19 protein-coding genes are annotated in these 20132 nt (G+C 57.8%); 12 read left to right on the top strand and 7 right to left on the bottom strand.

The features are described 5' to 3' along the window. The first annotated feature begins 26 nt into the window (after nt 1-26). Nucleotides 27-926 (top strand): LysR family transcriptional regulator, encoded by a 900-nt coding sequence (locus tag M2416_RS10220; protein WP_076947120.1) that lies wholly within the window; start codon nt 27-29, stop codon nt 924-926. A 215-nt stretch (nt 927-1141) separates the two neighbouring features. On the opposite strand, the gene M2416_RS10215 is transcribed toward M2416_RS10220, so the two are convergent. The 4 genes from M2416_RS10215 to galB are packed head-to-tail and all read right to left on the bottom strand — an operon-like array spanning nt 1142 to nt 4554. After that, entirely contained in the window at nt 1142-2020 is an 879-nt protein-coding gene (locus M2416_RS10215) for an NAD(P)-dependent oxidoreductase (protein WP_259223685.1), read from the bottom strand. Next, nucleotides 2017-3102, bottom strand: coding sequence for a 4-oxalomesaconate tautomerase (locus M2416_RS10210; RefSeq protein ID WP_259223682.1), 1086 nt, complete (start codon nt 3100-3102; stop codon nt 2017-2019). The genes M2416_RS10215 and M2416_RS10210 overlap by 4 nt, the downstream gene beginning before the upstream one ends. 1 nt (nt 3103) lies before the next feature. Further along, on the bottom strand, nt 3104-3817 hold the full coding sequence (locus M2416_RS10205; RefSeq protein WP_259223680.1) for a 4-carboxy-4-hydroxy-2-oxoadipate aldolase/oxaloacetate decarboxylase: 714 nt from the start codon (nt 3815-3817) through the stop codon (nt 3104-3106). Next, nucleotides 3814-4554 (bottom strand): 4-oxalmesaconate hydratase, encoded by a 741-nt coding sequence (galB, locus tag M2416_RS10200; RefSeq protein WP_259223678.1) that lies wholly within the window; start codon nt 4552-4554, stop codon nt 3814-3816. The genes M2416_RS10205 and galB overlap by 4 nt, the downstream gene beginning before the upstream one ends. 129 nt (nt 4555-4683) lie before the next feature. On the opposite strand from galB, the gene M2416_RS10195 reads away from it, so the two are divergent. Continuing rightward, the gene (locus M2416_RS10195; RefSeq protein ID WP_076947115.1) at nt 4684-5910 is read left to right on the top strand and encodes a LysR family transcriptional regulator; all 1227 of its coding nucleotides are present in this window, start codon (nt 4684-4686) and stop codon (nt 5908-5910) included. Here M2416_RS10195 and M2416_RS10190 read toward each other — a convergent pair. The 3 genes from M2416_RS10190 to M2416_RS10180 form a co-directional block, all read right to left on the bottom strand. Continuing rightward, entirely contained in the window at nt 5907-7169 is a 1263-nt protein-coding gene (locus M2416_RS10190; RefSeq protein ID WP_076947114.1) for a gallate dioxygenase, read from the bottom strand. The two genes, M2416_RS10195 and M2416_RS10190, sit on opposite strands and share 4 nt — an antisense overlap. 13 nt (nt 7170-7182) lie before the next feature. After that, nucleotides 7183-8553 carry an MFS transporter gene (locus M2416_RS10185; protein ID WP_259223674.1) on the bottom strand — a complete coding sequence of 457 codons (1371 nt, stop codon included), beginning with the start codon at nt 8551-8553 and terminating at the stop codon, nt 7183-7185. A gap of 195 nt (nt 8554-8748) precedes the next feature. Further along, a complete protein-coding gene (locus M2416_RS10180) occupies nt 8749-8919 on the bottom strand; it encodes a type 2 periplasmic-binding domain-containing protein (protein ID WP_259223672.1) in 171 nt (56 codons plus the stop codon). 199 nt (nt 8920-9118) lie between these two features. Between M2416_RS10180 and M2416_RS10175 the strand changes: the two genes are divergently transcribed. The 10 genes from M2416_RS10175 to M2416_RS10130 all read left to right on the top strand — a co-directional run bounded on the left by M2416_RS10175 (nt 9119) and on the right by M2416_RS10130 (nt 20127). Next, on the top strand, nt 9119-10018 hold the full coding sequence (locus M2416_RS10175; RefSeq protein ID WP_115192769.1) for a polysaccharide deacetylase family protein: 900 nt from the start codon (nt 9119-9121) through the stop codon (nt 10016-10018). Between the two features lie 69 nt (nt 10019-10087). Continuing rightward, on the top strand, nt 10088-10492 hold the full coding sequence (locus tag M2416_RS10170) for a nuclear transport factor 2-like protein (protein WP_076947111.1): 405 nt from the start codon (nt 10088-10090) through the stop codon (nt 10490-10492). A gap of 64 nt (nt 10493-10556) precedes the next feature. Then, on the top strand, nt 10557-12140 hold the full coding sequence (locus tag M2416_RS10165) for an ABC transporter substrate-binding protein (protein WP_259223989.1): 1584 nt from the start codon (nt 10557-10559) through the stop codon (nt 12138-12140). A gap of 120 nt (nt 12141-12260) precedes the next feature. Beyond that, nucleotides 12261-13223 carry an ABC transporter permease gene (locus tag M2416_RS10160; protein WP_259223667.1) on the top strand — a complete coding sequence of 321 codons (963 nt, stop codon included), beginning with the start codon at nt 12261-12263 and terminating at the stop codon, nt 13221-13223. A 9-nt stretch (nt 13224-13232) separates the two neighbouring features. Next, nucleotides 13233-14201, top strand: coding sequence for an ABC transporter permease (locus tag M2416_RS10155; RefSeq protein ID WP_143967140.1), 969 nt, complete (start codon nt 13233-13235; stop codon nt 14199-14201). An 11-nt stretch (nt 14202-14212) separates the two neighbouring features. After that, entirely contained in the window at nt 14213-15196 is a 984-nt protein-coding gene (locus M2416_RS10150; RefSeq protein ID WP_041145518.1) for an ABC transporter ATP-binding protein, read from the top strand. Next, nucleotides 15193-16227 carry an ABC transporter ATP-binding protein gene (locus tag M2416_RS10145; protein ID WP_259223666.1) on the top strand — a complete coding sequence of 345 codons (1035 nt, stop codon included), beginning with the start codon at nt 15193-15195 and terminating at the stop codon, nt 16225-16227. The genes M2416_RS10150 and M2416_RS10145 overlap by 4 nt, the downstream gene beginning before the upstream one ends. Next, a complete protein-coding gene (locus tag M2416_RS10140; RefSeq protein WP_259223665.1) occupies nt 16228-17418 on the top strand; it encodes an amidohydrolase family protein in 1191 nt (396 codons plus the stop codon). After that, a complete protein-coding gene (locus tag M2416_RS10135) occupies nt 17418-18908 on the top strand; it encodes a chlorohydrolase family protein (protein ID WP_259223664.1) in 1491 nt (496 codons plus the stop codon). The genes M2416_RS10140 and M2416_RS10135 overlap by 1 nt, the downstream gene beginning before the upstream one ends. Continuing rightward, nucleotides 18901-20127 (top strand): amidohydrolase, encoded by a 1227-nt coding sequence (locus tag M2416_RS10130; RefSeq protein ID WP_259223663.1) that lies wholly within the window; start codon nt 18901-18903, stop codon nt 20125-20127. Before M2416_RS10135 ends, M2416_RS10130 begins: the two co-directional genes overlap by 8 nt. Nucleotides 20128-20132 lie beyond the last annotated feature (5 nt).

Here is a 20132-nt window from a genome sequence, read left to right as displayed (position 1 = left end):
AAAACATTTGTTCCCGGAAGAGCAAAATGAGCCGGAAATTTGATTATCTGGGCGATGTTGAAGTCTTTATTGCCGTCGTTGAGCACGGCTCATTTACCGCTGGCGCCGTCGCCCTGTCGACCACCCCCTCCGTGTTAAGTCGCTCGGTCTCCCGTCTGGAGGTTCGTCTCGGGCGACAGCTCCTGCAGCGCACCACCCGCCGCGTTAGTCTGACCGAGGCCGGGCGGCTGTATCTGGAGCAGGCGCGCGCGGCCTTTTCCCTGCTCGATGAGGCCGGGCGCGATGCACAGGGCCAGGAAGGGGAGCTGACCGGCCGCGTGCGGCTGAGCGTGCCGACCACCTACGGGCACTACCGCCTGCCGCCATTGCTGGCACGCTTTGCCCGGCAGTACCCGCAGGTTCAGGTGGAGCTGAACATTACCAATCGCAACGTTGACCTGGTGGCTGAGGGCTTCGATCTGGCTATTCGCCTGGGTCAGTTGCCAGACAGCGGTTTGGTCGCGCGTAAGCTAGAGGATGCCGCGCTGCTGCTGGTCGCCTCGCCCGATTATCTCCAGCGAATGGGGACGCCCCGGACGCTGGAAGAGCTGCAGCGGCACCTCTGTTTGCCCTTTGTCATGCCGCGCACCGGCCGCCTTGCGCCCTGGGTATTTCGTGATGGCGGGGCTGATGTCGACTGGCTACCCGCTTCTTCGATAAAAACGTCGGATGACGTACTCGGGGTGGTATCGCTGGCTGAACGGGGGATGGGTATCTGCCAGAGCTACGAATTTATCGTCCGCGAACGAATGCAGCGTGGTCAGCTGATCGAGGTGTTACCACAATATCGCGGACGATCGCGGCCTTTTTCCGTGATTTATGCGCCGCACCGCCATCAATCGGCGGCAACCCGGGCCATGATTGACCTTCTGACCTCAGCCGGATGAAAGGAGGCGCGCGGGCGCCGGGGTTTGCCGGGGGATTGGCAAATAAACGAGGTATTTTATCGGCTTAAAGGGAAGGGGAAGGCATCGCCCGTGGCTTACGGTAAACGGCGGGATTAATCTCTGCGGACGGGGAAAGCGGATAGTCGGTGCTCCTGATAGGCTATCTACCCGACAGCCGTATACAGAGACTGTCGGATAGCGTTAGCCACGGTGACTTACATCGAGGGCGCTTTGAGCCTTGCGGCCAGCGCTTTCCAGTCGAACGGTTCACGCTGCGAGTAGCTTATGCCGTTCGCGGCCATTTGCTGCGGGAGATGGCGCTGAGCCAGCGCCGTGGCCAGACTCATCCCACCATTTTCACCTACGTCGCGCAGGGTTTTGACCACTTCCTCCATCTCTTCGCTACGCCGAATACCATGCTCGGCCACGCGACTTATCAGATAGCCGGGGAAGGCGTTGTCCCAGCCCATTGAGGGGAAGCTGGCGTGCAGCGATGCGAGTACGGCGTCCTCCACGCCGTACTCGCGGGCGGCGAACAGGCATTCGGTCGTCAGTGCCTCCAGCCCTTTGATCATTACGCTGCGGCACATCTTTATTGCCGAAACGCACCCCACATCGTTCCCCCCGTAGCGGACATGACACCCCAGCTCGGTCAGCAACGTGGCGATGGTTTCACCCTCTGGCCCTCCCGTCAGCAGAGGCGTTCGGAGTGCCGCAGGCGGCACTGGGGCCATGACGGCCACGTCCACGTATGCGCCCGGCTGGAAAAATTCGGCAGCATGACGCTTGGTCTGCGGGGCGACCGAGTTCAGATCGAGAAAGCGCTGGGCAGGCAACATTAGCCGTGCCGCCTGCCGGGCTACCTCCAGCGCGGATCCCGCCGTGACGGTGGAAAAGACGAGCTCGGCGCCTGTTAGCGCGTCAGCAAGCGAGGCGGCCATCCGCACGCCGCCGCGCTGCGCTTTGCTCACCATTCGATCGCGATCTGAACCATTGAACTTCAGATCCCAGACGGTGACGGGGTTCGCCTTTGCCAGCGCATCGGCAAGAATGCCGCCTGCCTCGCCATAGCCAATAAACGTTATTGTCGTCATGATTGCTCCTCACGTGGCCAGATACGGTCCGGAATGTACACATCACCTGCGAACAGCAGCCGCGCGGTTCGCAGTAAGCCGCAGCCTGCCAGCTGGCAGTCATGGTCAAGGCGTAGCGCCACGCTAAATTCGCCAGTCGGATGCTCAACGCTCAGCTCCGGCGCGCGCGCAAGGTCCGCAAGCCCCTGCGTGACCGAGCCGGGTATCAGGCAAGCGCTGGCAACGCTTACCGCACCGAATACGCCAATTGAGGCATGACAGCGATGCGGAATAAAGGTGCGGCTGCTGATGGCGCCCCCCGCGCGTGGTTCAGCGATCAGCGTCATTTTAGGAACGCTACGCTGCGCCACATCACCCAGGTTCATTAGCGGTCCTGCCTGCAGTCGAATCGACTCCAGCCGTTGTTTCAGCTCTTCGTCAGCGTCGAGCTGTTCGCGGGTCTCATAGCCGGTGCGCCCCAGATCGCTGGCACGGAGCAGGACAACCGGCATACCGTTGTCGATACAGGTCACATCGATACCGTCAACACGATCGCTTGCCTGTCCTGTGGGGAGCAGGGCGCCGCAGCTTGAACCTGCCACATCGACAAAATTGAGTACGATCTTGCTGGCCGAGCCGGGCACGCCGTCAATGCGGGTATCTCCCGCATACTCGACGCCGTGTGCGCTGCAGGGTACCTCTGCAACCGCAAGCTGGCCGGTATTTTCCATAAAAATGCGCACCCGCGTTAGCGGTGCAGCGCAGTCAACCAGGCCGCGTTCGATCGCAAATGGCCCGACGGCAGCCAGTATATTGCCGCAGTTTTGCCCATAATCGACCAGCGCACGGTCGACGTTAACCTGGGCAAAAAGATAATCGACATCGGCATCTGGCCGCGCCGAGCGGCGAAGGATCGCCACCTTGCTGGTCAGCGGATCGGCACCGCCAATTCCGTCAATTTGCCGTGCATCCGGCGACCCCATCACCGCCAGCAAGACCGCGTCTCTTTGCCCGGGGTCCTGCGGCAGGTCGTCCATCAGGAAGCAGGCCGCTTTTGAGGTGCCGCCGCGCATCAGCAGGCAGGGAATTTTGCGTTGCGCCATGTTAACCCTCCACATCGTCCGCGCTGTCGTAATAGCGCAGCCCCTTCTCAGAAAGGCGCGGACGCATGGCATAGATATCCAGCCCTGGCTCGCCGCTGCGCATCCGCTCACGTTTTGTCTCTTCGTTCGCCATGCGCGTTTCGGCTTTTACCAGCACCGTGCGGGCGAGGGCGTGCGGGATCACCACCACTCCGTCGTCGTCAGCCACTACCACATCTCCGGGCGTCACCAGCTGGCCTGCGCAGATAACAGGCACGTTAACTGAGCCCAGCGTCTCTTTCACCGTACCCTGGGCGTAAACCTGCCGGGACCAGACGGCGAAGCCCATTTCACGCAGGGTATGCGAGTCCCGAATACCGATATCACCGACCAGGCCCACCACGCCGCGTGACTGTAGCGAAGTGGCCAGCAGATCGCCGAAGAATCCATCCCCGCAGGGTGAGGTCGGGGATACCACCAGCAGGTCTCCTGGCCGACACTGCTCTACGGCAACGTGGAACATCCAGTTATCCCCCGGCGTAACCAGTACGGTGACCGCATTTCCGGCCCGGCAGATACCCTGCTGAATGGGCCTGATGTGCGGCGCCATAAGCCCTTGTCGGTCGTAAGCTTCGTGGAGCGTTGCCACCCCCGCCGCGCTGAACTGGCGCAGTACGGCGTCGTCGTGGCGGGGAAGAGAGCGGATAACCACGCCTTTTCGGTTCAGCAGGTTCATGCAAGATTCTCCGTTACGCGCGGGAAGATACTCTGGAAGCCTTCTGCATGCACGATGTCGCGCGCGGAAGCGATCCCGATATTACGTTTCGCCTGCACGCCACGCTGCAGCGCCACCCGGGTGTAGTATTCCCACAGGTGTTCCTGACCCTGCATGCACTGGATTGCCTGATATTTTTTCTCCCACACGCGGGTAATATCCAGAAGAACGTCCGGCTTCCAGCCGCACTGTTCTGGCTGATGGGGTTCAAAACAGTAGACCGGTGGCGCCTGCACCACCGCTTCGCCGGGACGATAGCCTTCGGCCTGCGCGATAATGCGAGCTTCCTGCGCCAGGTTCGACGCAATCGGATGGTCGTAGTTATAAGGATCCTGCAGCGAGTGGGTCAGGACAAAGTGTGGCTGTACACGGCGATAGACGTCAGCCAGGCGAAACAGGGTCTCTTTGTCGGCACGCAGCGGATAGTCGCCAATATCAAAAAATTCCACGCTGGCGCCCAGAATATCGGCGGCAGCCTGCGCCTCTTTCCGGCGCTGTTGCTTAACCGTCTCTTCGGTCATATTCCCCTTGCGCCACAGCCTGGCAGACTCCCCACGCTCGCCGAAAGAGAGGCAAACGATATGCACCTGATAGCCCTGTTCGACGTGCAGGGCTATCGCGCCGCCCGCTCGCCAGACGAAATCAGCGGAATGGGCGCTAACGACAAGGGCACTTTTTTCACGAATCGGTTGGGACATGATGGCTTCCTCTGTTGTTTTTTGTCAGCTTGTCATGCCCGCAAGCGGGGGAGGTAATTCGTTAACTTGTGAACGCTATGATTTTTATTTATGTTGTTGTTCCATTCATCCTGTGAGGCCAGACGAAGTATGCAAAAGAGAAGACGAGATAATGCAGTAAATATCATGCAGCTACGTTTTTTCTGTCAGGTCGCACTGCGGGGGAGCGTTTCTCGTGCCGCCGATGATTTATTTCGCACTCAGTCAGCCATTACCCGGGCAATCCGCGATCTCGAAGCCACGCTCGGGGTGGTCCTGTTTGAGCGCCACTACAGCGGCATGGTGCCGACAGAGTATGGTAAATGCATTTTGCCTCGCGCCAGGCGGGCAGTAGAGGATTTGCAGGCCGTTCCCGCGGTGATGCAAAAGCTTAAACTCCGCGCCAGCGCGGCCACCGCGCTGCCGGACGCGGGCTGGCTATTTCACACCCGACGGCTGGAGATTTTTATTCAGCTTTACCACGTCAACCACACCCAGACCGTCGCCACTCAGCTTGGCGTGACGCAGCCTGCGGTGAGTGCAGCGCTAAAAATTCTGGAGAAAGGGTCGGATACGGCGCTATTTCGCCGAACGCCGGAGGGCGTTCGCCCGACGCCGGCGGCTGATGTGCTCTATCCTCACATTAGCCGGGCATTGAATGAACTGGATAACATCTGGAGCGATCTCGCCGCCCGTCGCGGGGTGCTGGAAGGCAACGTGCGCATCGGCGCGCTGCCCCTCAGCCGAACAATGCTGCTCCCCGGCGCAATCGCCGGCTTTTTACAGCGCCATCCTGGCATCCGTATTATGACCAACGAAAGCCCCTATGAGTCGCTGGTTTCGGACATGCGCGCGGGAAATATTGATTTTATCATCGGCGCCCTCCGTCAGGATGAGGATCTCCCCGATCTGACGAGCGAGGCGCTGTTTGAAGAAGACATGTGCATTCTGCTGCGTAACGATCACGCTTTACTCCGGGACCCGGATCCCCTCAGCAAGCTGGCGCAGGCGCAGTGGGTGTTGCCTCGCTCCAACGCCCCGGCGCGTCAGCTGCTGGACAATGCTTTTGTCACCTTAGGCCTGCCGATGCCGCAACCCTGCGTCGAGACGGGGGATGCGGCGATGGTTCGCGGCCTGCTACAGCATTCCGATATGCTGGCGGCAGTCTCTGCCAGCCAGATGCGCTTCGAGACCGATAACAACCTGCTCACCGTGCTGCCGGTTCGCCTGCCCGATACCACCCGCAGTATCGGGCTAACCTTCCGTGAGGGGAGCCTGCCGTCGCCCGCGACGCAGGCGCTGCTGGCTTTTATCCACAGCCAGGTTGCAAAGGACTAACGGCTACCGGCGACAGAATAGGTGACCTGCTGGTTACGGGTTTTCTGGAACTCTTCCAGCGTTTGTCCGCGCATTGCGGCGTAAATATGCAGGTTCGATATGCCGACCACCGCGCCCATTTTCTCCAGTAGGAAGAAGCTTGCCCCATACTGGATCAGGCCTCGCCAGTCGCGCTCCGCCAGCAGACGTTGCTCCTCAACGCTCAGTCCCGCCTCATCGTACAGTTCCTGAGGCGCGCTCAGGAATCGCTCTCGCCATGTGGGTTGAGTGAGCTTATGCAGGAAGCTGTTCAGCCGCAGGCCGCTCAGGCTGCGTTCATGCGTAAAGGGATAGGTGCCAGGCAACTTCTCTACCCCGGCCAGCTGCTGCGCCATATGCTGACGATGTCGGCTTAGGGTATCAACCGGCGGCGTTCGGGCATTATTTTCCAGAATAAGGGTGGCGATACCGGTCATCGAAGGCAGGTAGTAGTCGCGCCAGGTTTCCGTCACGTTAGCCGAAAGCGCTCCGCGCATCACCAGCCACATGATCACCTCTGAACCCTCCATGCCTCCCAGCGTCGCATATTCGCCGATGGTCATTTCGGTGAGTTTTTGCGGATCGTTGACCAGCATGTCAACAAACTGCGCATCCCAGTCGGTATTATTAAATCCGCAGCGTTCCCCGTGAACCTGGTGCGACAGGCCTCCCGTCGCCACTATCGCCACGTCAATATCTTCCGGATAGCTTTCGATAGCCCGGCGCAACGCCTGGCCAAGGTGGTAGCAGCGTTTCGCGCTGGGAACCGGAAACTGCAGTACGCCGATCTGTAAAGGTATTACCTTTGTCGGCCAGCCCTCCGCTTCCTGCCAGGGGAGAAGTGCGGAAAGTGGGGAAAAGAGGCCGTGATCGAGCTTTTTATTCATAAAGAAGGACATATCAAACTCGTCAGCCATCAGGCTGGCGCCAATATGTCGAGAGAGCGCCGCATCACCTTTTACCGGCGGCAGATTGCGCGGGCCGCCGCCTTCGTCCGCTACGTCATAGTGATGATCGATTCCGAGCGTAAACGCGGAGTAGTGATCAAAGAAAAAGGCGGTGACATGGTCGTTAAAGATATAGACCAGTGCGTCGGGTTTTTTCTCATCCAGCCAGCGCTGTAGCGGCCCAAAACTCTGAAAAATAGGTGACCACGCCGGATCCTGTTGTTTGTGGTGATCGACGGCGAAGCCAATCGTCGGAGTGTGCGAGACGGCAATGCCGCCAAGAATTCGGGCCATGGGTAAACTCCAGTTATCGGTTATGTAAGGTTTGCGACAGTGCGCTTAAATCTGCCTCTGTTGCCCGAGGCTCTTTACGGTTCATACGGTGCAACAAAATGGCGAAGCCCGCCAGACATGCCGGCAATGCGAGTACCAGAAAAATAGACGAGTGCCCGGGAACGGCCAGCATGATGACGCCGCCGAGCGTAGAGCTTAGAATCGCCCCTGTGCGGCCGATGCCGTGCATCCAGCTCACGCCAGTGGCGCGAATTTCCGTCTGATAATAGGCGGGGGAATAAGCCTGAAGCCCGTTTTGCGCGCCGTTAATGCACATGCCGCTGATGAAGATCAGCACCGCCAGCGCCACGGAGCCAAAATCCATTAACCCTTGTGAAAGCAGGCACAGGCAGCCGAGGAAGTAGGTGAGGGCAATCACTTTTTTCGCGGCGGTTCTGTCCATCATATAGCCGACGATGATGCCGCCCAGCGGACCGCCGAGCTGGAACAAGCCGGTGATGATCGCCGCCTGTTGCAGAGAAAGCCCGCCGGAACGCAGGATAGTGGGCAGCCAGCCGTTAAGCAGATAAATCACAAACAGGCCCATAAAGTAGGTCAGCCACAACGCGACCGTGCCCCGAGCGTAGCCGTTGCGGAACAGCTGTACTACCTTACTGTGGCGGGATATTTCCGGGGCGTTAAGGGTGAAAACGGTATTTTCCGTGAAGCTGCCGCCCAGGCGGTTCAGCACGTGGACGATTTTTGCCGTCGGCACGCGGCGGGCAACCATGCTCAAAGCAGACTCCGGCAGCAGGCCGATCATCACCGGCAGCAGCACCAGCGGCAGAACGCCTCCGAAGATGAGCGCCGAATGCCAGCTGTAATGCGACAGCAGACCGGCGGCGATAAAACCGCCGAGACCTGAGCCGACGTTAAATCCGCTATACATCAGGGTTATCATTAATCCTTTACGTTGCTCAGGCATATACTCTGCTACCAGCGTTACGCAGTTTGGCATCACCGCACCCAGCCCGAGCCCGGTTAAAAAACGCAGCAGCGCCATCTGTAACGGGCTTTGCGCCGCCGCCGTCGCCAGGCTGAAAAGGGCGAAAAAGGCGACCGACCACAGCAGGATCCGCTTGCGACCATAGCGGTCCGACAGCGGCCCCGCGACCAGTGCGCCGATGGCAACGCCGAACATGGCGGCGCCAAGGATCGGTCCCAGCTGAGCACGGCTAATGCCCCAGTCTTCAATCAGCGCGGGGGCGATAAACCCCATTACCGCAGCGTCATAGCCATCGAGCATGATGATGAGAAAGCAGAGCAATAGAACGTGCCATTGAAAGCGTGATATCGGTCGGGCATCGATCCACGCCTTTACATCGACGATGTTTCTTTGATTCATAGGATGACTTCCTTTAGCAGGCGGTACGAATGTTCTGGTTAGCGTTATGTGTTGAACGTTCGCATCCAACTTAAGGCAGGCGTGCGCAAGTGTCTGGTTCAAAAAACCGGCCGCGGATATGAGTTCTATTTATAATGTGATGGGCATGGCGAAAATCAGGCCTTGAACGACATGACTTATTGGCAGCGGCGCGGTTTACTGAGCCTCTTTTGGCGCATTATTAAATTTCCCGGCTTGCCCGCTCACCCACTCGCGGAAGTAACCCATTTTCGCCAGGCCGTCACCGCCTGGGCGATACGCCAGGTAGTAAGACAAAGGGCTGTCGAGTGATACGTCCGGACACAGACGGGACGGTTGTATATCCACTATAGCTTTCTGGCTTCGCCATCTCAGGAGCGGCCGTTGTTCCTTAAGCTTCCATAACAGAAATTGGTCGCGAGCAATACAGCCTGAGCGAGTTCTCTGAAGCACTATTGAACGCCTTTATTGCTAGCAATGATGCTAGTTTGGTACGAAAGTTGCTCTTGTCTGTCAGGAATCCCGAACCGGGACAAGAGGAGTTACAATGTCAACACCTGAAATTATCTGGGAATTAAAGGATCACCAACGTTTCCCCTGGCGTTCCCCTGCCGCGACTCCGGCTATCTCCTGGCCGGAAGGGAAGCGGCTGGCACTGTATGTGGCCATCAATCTGGAACATTTTGCTTTTGGCTGTTCGGAGGGAGCGAAGCTCTCTCAGGTGGCAAACCCACTCGATATTCTTAACTACAGCTGGCGTGATTATGGCAACCGGGTCGGGGCCTGGTATCTGGCTGACCTGTTTGCCGAATTGGCCATTCCGCCGGCGGTGATCTGCAATACCTCGATTCTGGATTACTGTCCGGACCTGCTTGAACGCTGGCTTTCAATCCCTGGAAGCGAACTGATTGCTCATGGCCACACGAACTCACAACGACAGGGCGCTCTCGCCCCGGCGGATGAAGAGCGCCTGATTGGCTACTGCCAGCAGCGGCTAAGTGAACTCCAGGGTAAACCGGTTGCCGGCTGGCTTTCGCCGTGGATTTCAGAAAGCCAGCAAACGCCCGATTTTCTGCACCGGCAGGGGTTCCGCTATAACCTGAACTGGGCGCATGACGACCTGCCGACCCCGATGCAAACCGCCAGCGGTACACTGCTGTCGGTACCTTATCCGCAGGAAATCAACGATATCCCGACCATCATTCCCAATGGCGTCTCGATCGAGACCTTCTGCAGGATGATCGAAGATCAATTCAGTGAACTCTCTCAACGTAGCCGCCAGCAGCCGCAGGTGATGGGCATTGCGCTGCACCCTTATATCGTCGGCCAGCCTTTTCGCTTTTATCACCTTAAGCAGACCCTTGCGCGGCTGGTCGCACAGTGTGATGACGTCTGGCTTACCACGCCGGGGGAAATCGCCGCGCGCTATCTGTCCCAGGCCTCATAAAGAAGCAGGGTCTGCACCGTAAACACATTTATTGAACCTAAGCAGTGCACTTACTCGAGGATAAACAAGATGACAACCGTACATGAACAGGCCGTATCGATAGTTAAAGCCTTCCTGGAGGCATCAATGGCGCCGGATCCTGACCGCGCCGCCGCGCTGATGGCGGAAAACGTCCAGATAACCTTTACCGGTAAGCGGCGTATGGCCCGCGTCCACGAGGTAACGGCGTTTAATGCCGACCGCTATCGTTGGGTCAAGAAGCAGCCCGGAGACTTCGAATGGATGGCAAAAGGCGACAATCATACGGTTATCTATTGCACCGGCACGCTCTACGGCAGCTGGCCTGACGGGCGTGAGTTTGCAGGAAACCGCTATCTCGACCGCTATGAAGTGCAGGGAGGGGTGATAACGATGATGGACGTCTGGAACGACAGTGCCGAATGGATCCTTGAACCTGAATTGAATCAAAAATAGACAACCTGGCATCGTTATTGCAATTGCTAGCAATGTTACTAGCAAATAATCTGAGTGGTGAATGATGAAAAAATTAGTGCTATCGCTCCTTGTGGGAAGTGTGCTCGGGCTGGTGTGTCAGCAGGCTAGTGCAGAAAATGTGGTTCGCTGGGCGACGGACGCTGATATTCCTACGCTGGATCCGGATGCCTATGCCTCGACGAAGGCATTAACTTTCCAGAATCATATTTATGAAGCGCTGGTACAGCGTGATGACAATCTTAAAATTCAGCCCTGGCTGGCGACCAGCTGGCAACAAACTGACGATACGACGCTACGTTTTAAGCTGCGGGAAGGCGTCAAATTTCATAACGGCAACGACTTCACCGCCGACGATGTGGTGGCTTCTGTCGCCCGCGTGACCGATCCGGCCTCGGGTATCCGTGCTAATGCATCGACAATCAAGGACGCTGTTGCGGTAGACAAATATACTGTCGATATTCATCTGGTTAAGAAAACAGGTATCGCGCTAAATGAGCTGACCGGCGTGATGATAATGGATAAGGAGTGGCTGACGGAACACAACGCCCTTAAACCTACCGATATCAGCCAGGGAACGGAAGGTTACGCCACCAACAACACTAACGGAACCGGGCCGTTTATTCTGCAAAGCCGCCAGCGCGACACCCAGATGGTGCTGGTACGCAACCCCAACTGGTGGAATGCGGCCCATGGCGGCAACATCGATAAAATTGTGTTTAAACCGGTGACATCTGATGCCACACGCTTGTCAGGGCTGCTGGCGGGGGAATACGATCTGGTGACCTCGGTGCCGCTACAGGATATTCCGCGCCTGCAGAGTAATCCGAGGATCAATATGCAGATCAGCCCCTCGCTGCGGGTGGATTATTTAAGCCTGAATATGCGCGATAATCTTAACGCTAAAAATGAAAAGGCCGGGAATCCGCTGAAAGATTTGCGCGTGCGCCAGGCGCTGCTGATGGCGATCAACCGCGAGGCGATTACTCAGAAGGTGATGCGCGGCCTGACGAAGCCAACCAATAACTATCTGGCGCCGGAGATCCCCGGATACAGCGCGGCCAGCAGCCCGGATATCCAGTACGATCCGCAAAAAGCGAAGGCGTTGCTGGCTGAAGCAGGCTACCCGAACGGCTTCAATCTGGCCTTTGATTGCCCGGAAGGAACCTATATCAATGCGGCCCAATGGTGCCAGGCCGTACAAAGCTTCTGGGCAAAAATTGGCGTGAAAACCAACCTCAACGTGCATCCGGCCAGCGTCTATGATCCGATTCTGGTCAACGGTCGCACCGACGTCGGCGTGCTGGGATGGGCGAACCTGCCGATTATGGATCCCTACAGCGTCGCGGTACAGCTGCTCCATACCAACGACGGTAAAAACTTAGGCACCTTTAATATTCCGCGCTACAGCAACAAAGACGCCGATAAGCTTATCGACCAATCGGTCGGTGAACTCGATAATACCAGGCGTATTGCTTTACTCAGCCAGGCGGTGGCGCTTGCCAATAAAGATTTGCCGTTCTTACCGATGCATTTCGAACCGGTGGTGTGGGCCATGAGTAAAAATCTACAATTAAAGCAGACGCCAGATAACGTACAGCGGCTTTGGTACGGTAGCGTTACACCATAATTTATTGTCTGCTGCCAGATTATTATTGGGGATAAACATCTTCGGGCTACCCGCGTGGGGAATACGGCGGCGTCGGTCCCCATTTATTAGTGCAGGCTTTTATTCTTGCCCGGAGGCAATATGCTGTTTTTATTGCGCAAGCTTTTTCAGGCCGCGATGTTACTGGCCGGGGTGGCGCTGATTTCTTTTATTCTGTTTCAGTATCTTGGCGACCCGGTGGCAAATATGCTGCCGGAAAGCGCCACAGAAGTGGAAAGAATGCAGCTGCGCGCCAGCCTGGGATTAAATGACCCGGTGTTTATCCAGTTTTTACATTACATTTCCCGTCTGCTGCACGGTAATTTCGGCATCTCGTACTACAACCAGGTGTCGGTATTCCAGCTGATTATGGAACGACTTCCTGCCACTCTGGAACTGGTGTTTGTCGCGGTGGTGATTTCGCTGGCCGTCGGCTTTCCGCTTGGGGTCTGGGTCGCCATCACGCGCAATAAAATCCTGCGCGAGAGTGTGCAGATCCTCTCGTTGATTGGCGTCTCACTGCCGTGGTTTCTTATCGGCATCATGCTGATTATCGTCTTTTCGGTATGGCTGGGATGGTTCCCCTCCAGCGGCCGCGGCGAAACCATCAAGATTGGTTTCTGGTCGAGCGGTTTGCTTACCGCATCCGGCTGGCGTTCCATCGTACTACCGGCGCTTTCGCTGGCTCTGTCGATGATAACCATCATTATGCGCCTGGTGCGCACGGAAATGCTGGAAGTGATGAAGGCTGATTATATTAAATTTGCCCGCGCCCGCGGCATCGAGAATTATCGCATCTGGTTTCGCCATGCGCTGCGCAACGCATTATTGCCGGTGGTCACAGTGATTGGTTTGCAAATTGGCGGGCTAATCGCATTCGCGATTGTTATTGAGACCGTCTTTCAATGGCCGGGGATGGGGCTGCTGTTAATTCAGTCCATTAACTATGTTGATGTCCCGGTGCTATCCGGATATCTGTTATTTATCGCCCTGATATTTATTGTGATTAATACCATCGTCGATCTGCTGTATTACCTGATCGACCCACGTATGCGTGCGCAATAAGGAGTTGTGATGCAACCTCGTCATTATTCAGATACGGCGGCCGGGCAAAATTTTGTCACCCGCATTGTGGCGCGCTGGCGCACATTTCTTGATAGCGATTTTTTATGGTTATTCTGGCAAAGTAAAAGTGCCGTGGTCGCTTTTACCTGCTGTGCGCTGATTCTACTCTGTTCTTTATTCAGCCACTGGATCGCGCCGCATAATGTTTTCGATACCGCTGGTTTTGATTTAATGGATTCTGAATTACCCCCCGCGTGGATGACGGGCGGCGACCCGCGCTTTTGGCTGGGCACCGATGTTCAGGGGAGAGATATTCTCTCCCTGATGCTCTATGGCCTGAATATCTCGCTGATTATCGGCGGCCTGAGCGTCCTGGCATCCGTCGCTCTTGGCGTGGCGTTAGGGGTACTGAGCGGCTATTTCGGCGGCGTGGTGGATACGCTGATTATGCGTTTTGCCGACGCCATGCTCAGCATCCCCACCATTATGTTTACCTTGCTGGTCAGCGGCGTCGCGCGCGTCGCCATTCCGAAAGAGTATATCGGCCATTTTGCGCCGGCTATTCTGATTGGCGCCATTGCCCTGACGGGCTGGATGCAGTACGCCCGCACGGTGCGCAGCCTGACGCTGCTGGAAAAGGGCCGGGAATACGTCATGGCTTCGCAAATCAGCGGCGGTAGCCACTTGCACATCATGCTGGCGCACATTGTGCCTAACGTGATGCGCCCGGTGCTGGTGATGGCGACTCTGCACCTCGGCGTCGCCATTCTCACCGAAGCCACGATGTCCTTCCTCGGCGTCGGTATGCCGCCGGACCAGCCGTCGCTGGGAACGCTCATCAATGAAGGCAACCAGTATCTCTTTTCCGGGCAGTGGTGGATTGTGCTGTTCCCGGCCACGCTGTTGGTCATTCTTTCGCTGGCGTTTAACGTGCTGGGCGACTGGCTGCTCAACGCCCTCAACCCTAAGCTGCGCTAAGAGGAAAGATGATGACGGCTTCTCTACAGGCGTTACTGGAAGTAAAAAATTTGAGCATTGAGTTCCTGCACCGCAAAGGCAACCTGCAGGCGATTCACGATTTGACGCTGACGATGCAGCCGGGTGAGATCCTCGGGATGGTCGGCGAATCAGGTGCGGGTAAATCCCTGACCGGTGCGGCTATCGCCGGGCTGTTACAAACCCCTGGGCGCATTCGGGGCGGCGAAATCTGGTTTGGCGATCGGCGTATCGATAATCTGGACGATGAAGCCCGGCGTCAACTGCGCGGCAAAGCAATCAGCTGTATTTTCCAGGACCCGCTGACCAGCCTTAATCCGGTGCTGACCATTGGACAGCAACTCATTGAAACCATCCGTACGCATCTTCCCTTGTCGGCTAACGAAGCGCGGGAGCGGGCGGTTTCGCTGTTGACGGAAGTCGGGATTAACAGCCCGCTCCAGCGCATCGAACAGTATCCGCACCAACTCTCCGGCGGAATGCGCCAGCGGGTGGTGATTGCGCTGGCACTGTGCGTCGACCCGCAGCTGGTGATTGCCGATGAACCCACTACGGCGCTGGATGTGTCGGTGCAGGCTCAGGTGTTGGGAGTGCTGCGCCGGTTATGCGAACAGCATGGTACGGCGGTGATGCTGATCACGCATGATATGGGGGTGGTCGCGGAAGTGTGTTCAAGAGTGGCGGTGATGTACGCCGGACGCATTGTCGAAACCGGGCCAGTCGCGCAGGTTATCAGGCATCCTCAACATCCTTATACCCGCGGGTTGATTCAGTCCATTCCGTCAATGAGCGAACGGCATGAGTATCTCAAGCAAATTGATGGCGCGATGCCGCGGCTGAACGCGCTACCTCAAGGGTGCGCGTTTAACCCTCGATGTCCGCATGCCAGCGCACAATGCCGCGAACAGCAGCCCTTGATGCACCACCGACACGCGGCCCAGTTGGCCTGCTTTCATCCGCAAGGAGAATCGCTATGAACGAGCCATCGGGCCTTGCCCCGGAAGTTGTGACCATCCGCGACCTGCATATTCGCTTTAATCTGGGGCGGGAGAAAAAAACGTCGCTCTTTCGCCCGGCGGCGAAAAAGGAGCTGCATGCGGTCCGCGGCATCGGCTTTACCATTCGCCAGGGAGAAACGTTCAGCATCGTAGGTGAATCGGGATGCGGTAAATCGACCGTTGCCCGCGCGCTGGCCGGGCTCTATCAGCCCTCGTCCGGCGAGATAAACTACGCCTGGCGCAGTGCGCAAATATCCGGTTCAGCGGGGCAAAACGGCACGCAAATGATCTTCCAGGATCCCTATGCCAGCCTGAACCCTCGCTGGCGCATCGGTCGAACGCTGGCAGAACCGCTGCTGCTGGCGAAAAAGGTGGGCACCACCCGCCAGGCCAGAGAGTATTGCGGCGAGCTGCTGGAGCAGGTCGGGCTTGCCGCCGGGGATTTGGATAAATTTCCTCATGAATTCTCCGGCGGTCAACGTCAGCGTATCTCGATTGCCCGTGCGCTGGCGACGCAACCGGGTTTTTTGATCTGCGATGAACCTACCTCGGCGCTGGATGTATCGGTTCAGGCTCAGGTGCTTAATCTGATGCGCAAGTTACAGCGAGAAAATGGGCTCACCTACTTTTTTATCAGCCACAATATGGCGGTGATCTCCCATATCTCCGATAGGGTCGGAGTCATGTATCTCGGCAGACTGGTCGAGCAGGGCAGCGTCGAGGAGATTTTCGCTCGTCCCGCGCATCCTTATACGCGGATGCTGATGGCGGCTATCCCACAGTTTGATACGCCCGCCATCGCCCGGGAACCGATTCGTGGCGAAGCGCCCAGCCCGCTGGCGCCACCGCCAGGCTGCGCATTCGCGCCGCGCTGCCCTTATGCCAAACCGCTGTGCCACCAGACGATGCCGCCGGCGCACAACCTCAGCGATAATCATCAGCTTGAGTGCCATTTCCCGGTTGAAGTGATGGCCTGTTCCACCTCTATTCCGTTAGCGAAGGTATCGTAAATGACCGCCATTTTGCTTAAAGGCGTAACGCCTTTTGATTCCTCTTCACCCGTTGACCTGCTGCTTGAGGACGGGAAGATTGCGGCCAGAGCGCGAGCGTTGGCTCTGCCTGAGCATGCCACTGTGATTGATGGCCGTGGTTTTCAGGCCTTTCCCGGCCTGGTGGACGGTCATGCCCACCTCGATAAAACGCTCCTGGGCCGCGAGTGGTATATCAATGATGTTCCGCGCGATCTGGCGGCAATTATTGCCAACGAACGCACCTACCGCCATGAACAGGTCCCCGATGCACAGCTTCAGTCTGAGCGCATCGCCCGGCGCGGCATTGCGGCTGGCACCTCTTTTATCCGTACTCACGTGGATATTGATAATGAGATTGGGCTGGTCAATCTGGAAGGGGTGCTGGAGACGCGCCGACGCCTGGCGCAGCAGGTAGATATCGAGATTGTCGCCTTTCCACAAAGCGGTATTTTGCAAAATACCGGCAGCGAAGCCTTGCTGGAGCGGGCGCTGGAAATGGGGGCTGAGCTGATCGGCGGGTTGGATCCGTGTTCTTTTGACCGCGACCCGCAGCGCCACCTGCAGATTATTTTTGAACTGGCCAGTCGACATAATAAAAAAATCGATATTCATCTGCACGAACGCGGCGAGCTGGGCGCATTTAGCCTTGAACTGATCCTGGAATTTACCCGCCGCTATCAGAAACAGCATGCCGTGACCGTTAGCCACGGTTTTTGTCTGGGGATGCTGGATCCTGCCCGGCAGCAGCGCTTTGCCGAAGAGATGGCGGAGCTGGGCGTGAGCGTCGCGACGACCGCGCCCGCAGATATCGCCGTACCGCCTTGGGAGATCCTCGACCGTGCCGGGGTGGCAATTTGCGCTGGAAATGATGGGGTGCGCGATACCTGGAGCCCCTATGGCAACGGCGACATGATCCAGCGTGCGGTCACAATGGGCCTGCGCTATCGCTGGCGTAAAGATAGCGAAATTATGCGCGCAACGCGCACCGTCACGCACGGCGGGGCGCGAGTGATGGCGCTCGAAAACTATGGTCTTGAGCCAGGCTGCCGCGCCGATCTGGTTCTGATCCCCGGACGGAGTATGGTGGAAGCGCTGGTGGAGGTTCCGGTCGAGCGGAAGGTGTTTAAAGGCGGTGTGCTGGTGGCGAACAACGGGGAGTGCCTCTTTTAATGACTGATAAAACAACGCGCATTCGTGCCGCCTGGGTGGTGGGCTACCGCCAGGGCGACCACTGTCTGTATGCCGACGGCGAAGTGGTCTATCAGGGGGATAAAATCCTCTTTGTCGGTCACGATTATCCGGGCCATATTGATGAAGAGATTAACGCGGGTAACAGCCTGGTTGGCCCTGGTTTTATCGACCTGGATGCGCTGGGCGATTTAGACACCACCGTGCTGGCATTCGACAACCAGCCGGGCTGGCGAAAAGGGCGGATCGTTGCCGATGACTGGCTGCGGCGCGATCTGTATAGCCGGGAACAGCTCGACTTTGCCAAGCGTTATGCCTATAGCCAGCTGCTGCGTAACGGGATCACTAGTTTTGCCCCGATAACCTCGATCCTCTATCGCCAGTGGGCAGAAGACTTCGATGAATATCTCTACGCTGCGGACGTCGCGGAGTCCCTCGGCGCACGAGCCTGGCTAGGCCCGGCGTTTATGGCCGGATATTATGTTACCGACGCTTCGGGGCGCTTTAGCCGCCGCGAGGACAGAGCCCAGGCCCGCCGCGGCCTGGATGACGCGCAGCGCTTTTTCCAGCGTCTGCGACAGCGCGGTGTGCCGACGTTAAGCGGGATGCTGGCGCCGGACAGAATTGAAGGCGGCGATCCGCAGTGGCTCGCCGAACTGGCCGCGTTGGTGGCGGAGCTGGCCTGTCCAACCCGCTTGCACTGTTGCCAAAGCGAGCTGGAGATCGGCGAAATCGCCCGTCGTTATAATGGCAAGAGTTCGCTGGAGGTGCTTGAAGACGTCGGGCTGCTAAACCGGCGGATGCTGCTACCGCATGGCCAGTTTCTGGGCGGCGAGCGGCCTGACCCACAGCGAATAGCGCAGGATATCGATCGCCTGGCGCGTTCCGGGGCGACGGTGGTCTCCTGTCCGATGGTGTCCGGTCGTCACGCGAAATATCTCGAACAGTATCCACAGCTCAGGGCCGCAGGCGTCAATATGGCGCTCGGTACCGATACCTTCCCGCCGGATATGTTCAGCAATATGCATCTGGGCACGATCCTTACCCGGGTGGTGACCGGCGATATCGCCGCCGCCAGCAGCGCGGATTATTACCGCATGGCCACCCTCGGCGGGGCGAAGGCGCTGGGGCGCGACGATTTGGGGCGACTCGCAGCGGGCTGCCAGGCGGATATGATCGTGGTGAGCCTTAATCAACCTGCGCTGGGGCAGATATTCGACCCTATCGCCGCGCTGGTGCTCAGCGGCAACGGACGCGATGTCACCGGTACTATCGTTGCCGGGCGTAAGGTCTACTGGGAAGGACGCATGGTACAGGCCGGTTACGACCTCGCGGAACTGCACGCAGAGTCGCAGAACGTGTTCGCCCATATTCTGCGCAGCTATCCGGAACGCACGGTTAATCATCCTCCGCTCGCAGAGATTGTGCCTTCCTCTTTTCCACTCTGCAGTCGGGGAAACGCCGATGAGTGAACGCTATTTGTTGACTAACGTCCGCCTGGAGCAGGGGTTCATTCGCCGACAGGGCGTGGTGCAGGGAACCGAGTGTGCGGAGTTTACCCTCGATATTGTGGACGGCAGAATTAGCGCTATCTACGCCGGTACCCAGCTTCTGCCGGGCGTCGCCTGGCTAGATGCCGGGGGATATCTGATGCTCCCGGCCACCCGCGACGAGCATATTCATCTGGATAAAACCTTTTACGGCGGTCCCTGGCGTGCGGCGCGGGAGAGCGGGGCACAGGACATCTTTGGAATGATCGACCTTGAACAGGAGATTCTGCCCACGCTGCTGCCGACCTCGGTGCAGCGCACGCACGCGCTATTGCAGCTGGTGCAGCAGCAGGGAACGACGTACGTTCGCAGCCATTGTAATATCGAGCCGGTAAGCGGTCTGCAAAGCCTGCTGCATTTGCTGGAGGCCCTGGCGCCCTGGCGGGAGAAGCTCCAGTGTGAGATCGTGGCTTTTCCGCAGCACGGACTGCTGCGCTCGGGTTCGCTGTCGCTGATGCGTGAAGCCCTGGCGCTGGGCTGTGAGTGGGTCGGCGGCCTGGATCCGTCAAAAGTGGACGGTGATATGGTCCGTTCGCTGGAAGCGACGCTGGAACTGGCCGTCGAAGCAGGAAAGGGCATTGATTACCATCTGCATGAGGATAAATCCACCGGTATTGCCTGTATCCGCTATTTACTGGATGCGCTGGAACGGGAGCCGACGCTGCGCGGGAAGCTGACGTTGAGTCACGCCTACTGTCTGGCGCAAATCGAACCAGCGGAGCTGAGCGAGCTGGCGGGGCAGATGGCAGAGCTTGGGGTATCGCTGGCCTCCTGTCTGCCGTTAGGCAAGGGCGTTATGCCGCTACCGTATTTACGCGAACGCGGCGTGCGGTTGCTCAGCGGTACCGATAGCGTTATCGATCACTGGTCGCCGTTTGGCTCCGCCAGTATGCTGGATAAAGCGCACGACTGGGCGCGGCTCTATACGCGCGGTAGCGAGTTTGAGCTGAGTCGGGCGCTGGCCATCGCCACCGGGAATTGCCTGCCACTCACAGACAGTGGCGACAGGGCCTGGCCGAAAGTGAACGATGAGGCCAGTTTTATCTTGCTGAATGCAGCCTGTTCGGCACAAGTAGTTGCGCGTTTGCCTGCCGTTGAGGCAGTCTATTTTCGTGGGAAAAGGGTCTGGACCAGAGAATAAATCAG

Origin of the sequence: Klebsiella sp. BIGb0132 (assembly GCF_024810075.1) — a bacterium.
GTDB classification, from domain to species: domain Bacteria; phylum Pseudomonadota; class Gammaproteobacteria; order Enterobacterales; family Enterobacteriaceae; genus Klebsiella; species Klebsiella terrigena.
This window is presented reverse-complemented; position numbering and strand designations above follow the sequence as displayed.